Source organism: Halomonas sp. ND22Bw (assembly GCF_003011945.1).
In the GTDB taxonomy this organism is placed as follows: Bacteria; Pseudomonadota; Gammaproteobacteria; order Pseudomonadales; family Halomonadaceae; genus Halomonas; species Halomonas halophila.
In genome coordinates, this window is record NZ_PXWD01001049.1 from 1 (window position 1) to 264 (window position 264).

Annotated in this window: 1 protein-coding gene; it reads left to right on the plus strand. The window is 64.4% G+C overall.

Translation table 11 applies throughout. The features are described 5' to 3' along the window. Window positions 1-264: hypothetical protein (locus CVH10_RS21380; protein WP_146143238.1), on the plus strand; the 264-nt coding region annotated here is incomplete at both ends.

Below are 264 nucleotides of genomic sequence, written 5' to 3' on the forward strand. Positions count from 1 at the left end.
GGCGGCAGCTGTTGCTGGAGCGTATTCAGGACCTGAAGATCAGCCGCTATGGCCGGCTGAAGGTCTATGGGCTGAAGGGCGACCTGCTCAGCGATTTCACCATCGACCGCATCACCCTGGCCGACAGCCAGGGCGTCTGGCTGGAGGCGAACAACCTCAGCATGGACTGGTCGTATCTGGCCCTGCTGAACCGCAGCTTCCACGCCAACGACATCAAGGCCGAGACCATCCGCGTGCTGCGTCGCCCGGTGGTGGAGCCGCCGC